The sequence below is a fragment of the Microbacterium sp. Leaf351 genome, assembly GCF_001423825.1.
Classification (GTDB): Bacteria; Actinomycetota; Actinomycetes; order Actinomycetales; family Microbacteriaceae; genus Microbacterium; species Microbacterium ginsengisoli.
The window spans coordinates 92,662-98,093 of sequence record NZ_LMPK01000015.1 but is presented as its reverse complement, the minus strand read 5'-3'; the positions used below and the strand labels follow the sequence as shown (position 1 = coordinate 98,093).

At 72.0% G+C, this 5,432-nt stretch carries 6 protein-coding genes; 3 read left to right on the top strand and 3 right to left on the bottom strand.

Annotated features, from left to right (window positions below; genetic code table 11):
- The 3 genes from ASG00_RS06125 to ASG00_RS06115 all read right to left on the bottom strand — a co-directional run.
- The coding region (locus ASG00_RS06125; RefSeq protein ID WP_162238356.1) for a Gfo/Idh/MocA family protein at window positions 1–694 on the bottom strand (694 nt) is incomplete at its 3' end.
- Window positions 691–1,650 (bottom strand): MBL fold metallo-hydrolase, encoded by a 960-nt coding sequence (locus ASG00_RS06120; protein WP_056207585.1) that lies wholly within the window; start codon window positions 1,648–1,650, stop codon window positions 691–693. The genes ASG00_RS06120 and ASG00_RS06125, both read right to left, overlap by 4 nt.
- Window position 1,651: 1 nt before the next feature.
- Window positions 1,652–2,815 carry a mandelate racemase/muconate lactonizing enzyme family protein gene (locus ASG00_RS06115; RefSeq protein WP_045247814.1) on the bottom strand — a complete coding sequence of 388 codons (1,164 nt, stop codon included), beginning with the start codon at window positions 2,813–2,815 and terminating at the stop codon, window positions 1,652–1,654.
- A gap of 90 nt (window positions 2,816–2,905) precedes the next feature.
- Here ASG00_RS06115 and ASG00_RS06110 point away from each other — a divergent pair, with 90 nt between their 5' ends.
- From ASG00_RS06110 to ASG00_RS06100, 3 genes are all read left to right on the top strand, one after another.
- Entirely contained in the window at window positions 2,906–3,895 is a 990-nt protein-coding gene (locus tag ASG00_RS06110; protein WP_056207799.1) for an aldo/keto reductase, read from the top strand.
- A complete protein-coding gene (locus tag ASG00_RS06105; protein ID WP_056207583.1) occupies window positions 3,892–4,764 on the top strand; it encodes an amidohydrolase family protein in 873 nt (290 codons plus the stop codon). Before ASG00_RS06110 ends, ASG00_RS06105 begins: the two co-directional genes overlap by 4 nt.
- Before the next feature lie 8 nt (window positions 4,765–4,772).
- The coding region (locus ASG00_RS06100; RefSeq protein ID WP_442922613.1) for a fumarylacetoacetate hydrolase family protein at window positions 4,773–5,432 on the top strand (660 nt) is incomplete at its 3' end.

Below are 5,432 nucleotides of genomic sequence, written 5' to 3'. Positions count from 1 at the left end.
CCGCCGCGTCGAAGAGGTCGACGGCGGAGCCGGCGTGCGCCGTGCGTCCGGCGACGGTCCGGGCGCGCAGCCCGGTCAGCCAGAAGAGCAGCGCGGACGAGTGCGTGACCTGACCGTGGGCATACCCGCCGCCGTGCGCGGGTGAGGCCCAGGTGCTCTGCTGGGGCGCGGTGGCCGACTCCCAGCGCTCGAGCATGTGGGTCGGGTCGCCGCCGAACAGACCTCGCGTCGGCGAGGCCATGTGGCACAGGGCGTACTGGATCTCCCCGATCGCCCCCTCGTCCAGCAGGCGCTTCGCGGCGACGGTGAACGGCTTGTAGTTCCAGCCGTAGGGGACGAGCAGGTGCACTCCCGCCGTCTCCGCACGCCGGGCGAGGTCCCAGGCTTGCCCGGCGTGCAGCGTCATCGGCTTCTCGCACAGCACGTGCAGTCCGCGATCGAGGGCGGCGACCGCCGCGGGGTAGTGCAGGTCGTGCGGGGTCGTGATGACGACCGCGTCGAGGCCCGCATCGAGCAGCTCGTCGATGTCGTGCGTGGCCATGCCGAAGCCGAACCGGTCACGCACGGCGAACACGTCGTCGCCCAGACCGCAGACGCCCACGAGCTCGACGTCCTCCCGCGCCTGGAAGATCGGGAAGTGGTTGCTGGTCGCCCACCATCCGGCACCGATCGCGCCGAGGCGCACGCGGCTCACGCGGCGCTCCGCAGCCACGTGCGGCGCTCGCCGCGGGCGGACTGCCGCACGAGCCCGCGCTGCTGCATCCGCTCGAGGTTTCCCGTCACCGGGAAGACGAGGTAGTCGGCGGCGGCGTCCGGCCACGTCCCGACCTCGGCGGCGATGAGACGCACGATCTCGAGCGTCGTGAGGTCCTCGGTGGTGCTCAGCACACGCGAGATCGCCGCGTCGAGCACGTCGACGTACTGCTCGGATGCCGCCAGGAACCCTTCGACCTCGGTGCCTTCGTAGAGCGGGTAGTGCGCCGTGAGGAGCAGGTCTGCCCCGTGCGTGCGAAAGCCGGCCAGCGTGCGCAGGTAGTCGTCGGTATCGCGGTAGGTCGGGGGGAACGCGGCGCTCCCGTCGGCGTAGGGCACCGTCGTGCCGAGTGTCGCATCGGAGATGAGGAGCGCACGCGAGCGATCGTCCCAGAGCGCGAGATGACCGGGGCTGTGGCCGGGCGCGGCGAGGACGACGATGCGGCGGTCGCCGAGGTCGAACGTCTCGCCTCCGGTGAGAGGCGTCACATCGTCGACGAGGCCCGTGACCGCGCGGATGTGGGCGGTGGTCTCGGCCGGGTCGTCGAAGCCGTCCGAGACGCGGAACTCGCCGTAGCGCTCGGCGATCAGGCGATCGAGGTCGGTCACGAGCGGAAGGTCGTCGGCGCCGGCGAACAGGGCGACGTGCGGCACCGCCTCGCGAAGGGCGGCGTTGCCGCCGGTGTGATCGAAATCGCAGTGGGAGTTGATCGCCCAGCGGATGCGCGCCGGATCGATTCCGGCGTCGGCGAGATAGGGGAGGAGCGTGCCCGTGACGCTGTCGGCGACGCCGGTGTCCCACAGGAGGATCCCTTCGGGGCCCTCGAGCAGGTAGAGCGCGACGACGCGCTCGCCGAGGGGTGCGACCACGCGGTGGAGTCCCTCACGGAGCAGCACCTCAGACCTCCCGATCGTGCGGGGCGTCGTCGGCGACGAGACGCAGTCCGGTGCGGCGGGAGCGCACGTGGGGTCCTTCGGGAACGGTCCAGCTGCCGTTGCGTCGCTCGGTCGCGATGGCGTCCTCATCGACCGTGATGCCGTGTCCGGGGGTGTCGCCGAGGACGATCCCGCCGTCGGCGATCTCGCGGTCGATCGCGAGGCCGAACGGCATGCCGAGGTCCTGCACCTCGGCGGCGAGATGATTGGGCACACCCGCGGCGGCGTGCGCCACCGCCTCGTTGGCGGTGAGGCCGACCGGGCTGATCGGCAGGTCCCGGGCATGGGCGGCGTGGGCGACGCGCAGGAAGTGGGTGATGCCCCAGACGCATCCCGACTGCACGATGTCGACGGCGCCGTGGTCGAACAGCGCACGGTACTGCTCGAGTCCGGTCAGGTTCTCGCCGGTCGCCACAGCCGCGCGGATCGACCGCGTGAGGCGGGCGTGGCCCGCGGCATCCCACCGGCGCAGCGGCTCTTCGATCCAGGTCAGGTCGTGGTGCTCCTCGACCGCGCTGACATAGCGCACGGCCTGCTTGAGGTTCCACGACTCGTTCGCGTCGAGCATGAGCGCGGGCCGCGAGGTGTTGCGGCGCAGGGCGTCGGAGACGATGCCGAGGCGCCGGATGTCGACATCCGCGTCACGCCCGCCCTTGAGCTTCCCGCTCGTGAAGCCGCGATCGGCCATGGCCGAGTAGAACGTCGCGAGGGACTCGTCGTCGAGGGCGATGTCGAGGCCGGACGCATAGCCGGCGACGAAGCGGTCGCGTCCGCCGATGAGGCGCCACAGCGGCTCCCCGGCGGCCTTCGCCTTGAGGTCCCACAGTGCCATGTCGAAGGTGCCGATCCCGCCGAAGGTCGCCCCGCCGTGACCGTCCTTGAACACGCGGGCGAGCATGCGGTCGTAGAGCGCGCCGACGGCCCGGGGGTCCTCGCCCTCGAGGGCGGGGAAGAGCCGATCGAGATCGTGGTCGGAGCCGGTGCCGATTCCGGTGAGCCCGGCGTCGGTCTCGAGCAGCACGACGGGCACGTCGGTGATGCCCGAGGCGATGTGCCCATTGACGTCGCCGATGGGGCGGCCCCAGTCTCGGTGGGTGCGCAGCACGCGGTATCCGGTGATCTTCATGTCGTCCTTGATCGAGAAGCTCCTGCACGAGTCGTGCTGGAAAGAGCATACATCACATGTTAGAACTGTAGGGAAGAGAGAGGCTTGATGATGAGCACCCGACCCTCGCCCCGTGGCGTCCGGCTCACCGACGTCGGATTCGGCGCCGCGCAGCTGGGAAACCTCGGCCGCGTGACGACCGACGACGAGGCGGCGGGCGCGGTCGAGGAGGCCTGGCGCCGCGGCATCCGGTACTTCGACACCGCGCCGCACTACGGACTCGGCCTCTCCGAACGTCGCCTCGGCGCCGCCCTCGCCGCCCGTCCGCGCGACGAGTACGTCATCTCCACCAAGGTGGGCCGGCTGCTCGAGCCGAACGAGCCTCCCCACGGCACCGACGACGGGTTCGTCGTGCCCGCCACCCACCGACGCGTCTTCGACTTCAGCCGCGACGCGATCCTGCGCTCGGTCGACGAGAGCCTCGCCCGGCTCGGTCTCGACCGCGTCGACATCCTCTATCTGCACGACCCCGACCACGAGTGGGAGGCCGCCTCGACGACGGGCGTGGACACCCTCATCGAGCTGCGCGACCAGGGCGTGACGAGGGCGATCGGCGCCGGGATGAACCAGTCGGCGATGCTCGCGCGGTTCGTCCGCGAGTGCGATGTCGACGTCGTCATGCTCGCCGGGCGCTACACCCTGCTGGAGCAGGGGGCCGCCGAGGACCTCCTGCCCGCCGCGCTCGATCGGGGCGTCGCCGTGATCGCCGCGGCGGTCTACAACTCCGGTCTGCTCAGCGCCGATCGCCCCGCCGCCGGCCTCACCTACGACTACCTGCCCGCGCCGGAGTCTCTCATCGAGCGCGTCACCCGCATCGCCGAGGTGTGCGAGCGTCACGGCGTGCGCCTCCCGGAGGCGGCCGTGCAGTTCCCGCTGCGGCACCCCGCGACCGCGTCGGTCGTCGTCGGCATGCGCACGGCCGATCAGGTCGACTCGACCCTCGACCGTCTCGCCGCACGCATCCCCGTCGCGCTCTGGGACGACCTGCGCGCCACCGGCCTCCTCGTCGCCGACGACGCGATCGACACGGTGGCGCCGTGATCATCGACGCCCACCAGCACATCTGGACGCGCACCGTCGCCGACTACGACTGGCTGACCCCCGCGGCGGGCGTGCTCTACCGGGACTTCACGATGGCGGATGTCGCGGCCGACCGCCGTGCCGCCGGCGTCGCCGGGGTCGTGCTCGTGCAGGCCGCGGACGACGCGCGCGACACCGCCCACATGCAGCGGGCCGCGGATGCCGATCCGGCCGTTGTCGCCATCGTCGCCTGGGTGCCCCTCGACGCCCCGGCCGCCACGGCCCGCGCCCTCGAGCGGCTGCGGGAGGACGACCGGATCGTCGGTGTGCGCGCGCTCATCCATGAGCGCGACGATCCGGACTGGATCCTGCGCGACGACGTGGCCGCGGGTCTCGCGCAGGTCGCCGCCGCAGGCCTCGCGTTCGACTACGTGACGGCGTCACCGGCCGCGCTCGCGCACCTCCCGCGTCTCGGGGAGCGCCATCCCGACCTGCGGCTGATCATCGACCACCTCGGCAAGCCGCCCGTGGGAGGCGGCGGCGACACCGCGCTCTGGCGGCGCCTGCTCGCCGCGGCCGCGGAGAACCCCCGTGTGCACGCGAAGGTCTCCGGACTGTACCCCGCCGTCACTCCCGCCGACTGGGCGGCAGGGGACATCCGCCCCCTGCTGGATGCCGCGCGTGAGCTGTTCGGCGCGGACCGGCTGCTGGCCGGCAGCGACTGGCCGATCTCCCTCATCGCCGGCGGATATGCCCGCACCTGGGAGGGCATCCAGCGGGCCAGCGACACCTGGAGCGCCGACGAGCGCTCCCGCCTGCTCGGCGGTACGGCCGCCGAGTGCTATCGGATCGACCCTGGGCGTCTGGCCCGGGCGAAGGAGGACCTGTGACCGAGTTCATGCGCATCGGGGCGCCCGGTGCCGAGATCCCCGTGCTCCGGCACGAGGGGGCGCACTACGACCTGCGCCCGCTCACGCACGACATCGACGGCGCGTTCCTCGCCGCCGACGGGCTGCGGCGAGCCCGCGACGCCGCGCGCGGCGGCGGACTCGAGCGCATCGATCTGACGGGTGCGCGCATCGGAGCCCCGGTCGCGACCCCCGGGAAGGTCGTGTGCATCGGGCTCAACTACCGCGACCACGCCGAGGAGACCGGCGCCGCGATCCCGCAGGAGCCCGTCGTGTTCATGAAGGACCCGGGCACCGTCGTCGGCCCGTTCGACGAGGTCCTGATCCCCCGCGGGTCGCGCAAGACCGACTGGGAGGTCGAGCTCGCCGTCGTCATCGGCACGACCGCGCGTTACCTCGCGAGCGACGAGGAGGCGGCGGCATCCATCGCCGGCTACGCGATCTCGAACGACGTGTCCGAGCGCGAGTTCCAGCTCGAGCGCGGGGGACAGTGGGACAAGGGGAAGAGCTGCGAGAGCTTCAACCCACTCGGTCCGTGGCTGGTGCCCGCCGATGAGGTAGCGGACCCGCAGGACCTCGGGATGCGGCTGTCGGTCAACGGAGAGCAGCGCCAGAACGGGTCGACCTCGACGATGATCTTCGGCGTGCTC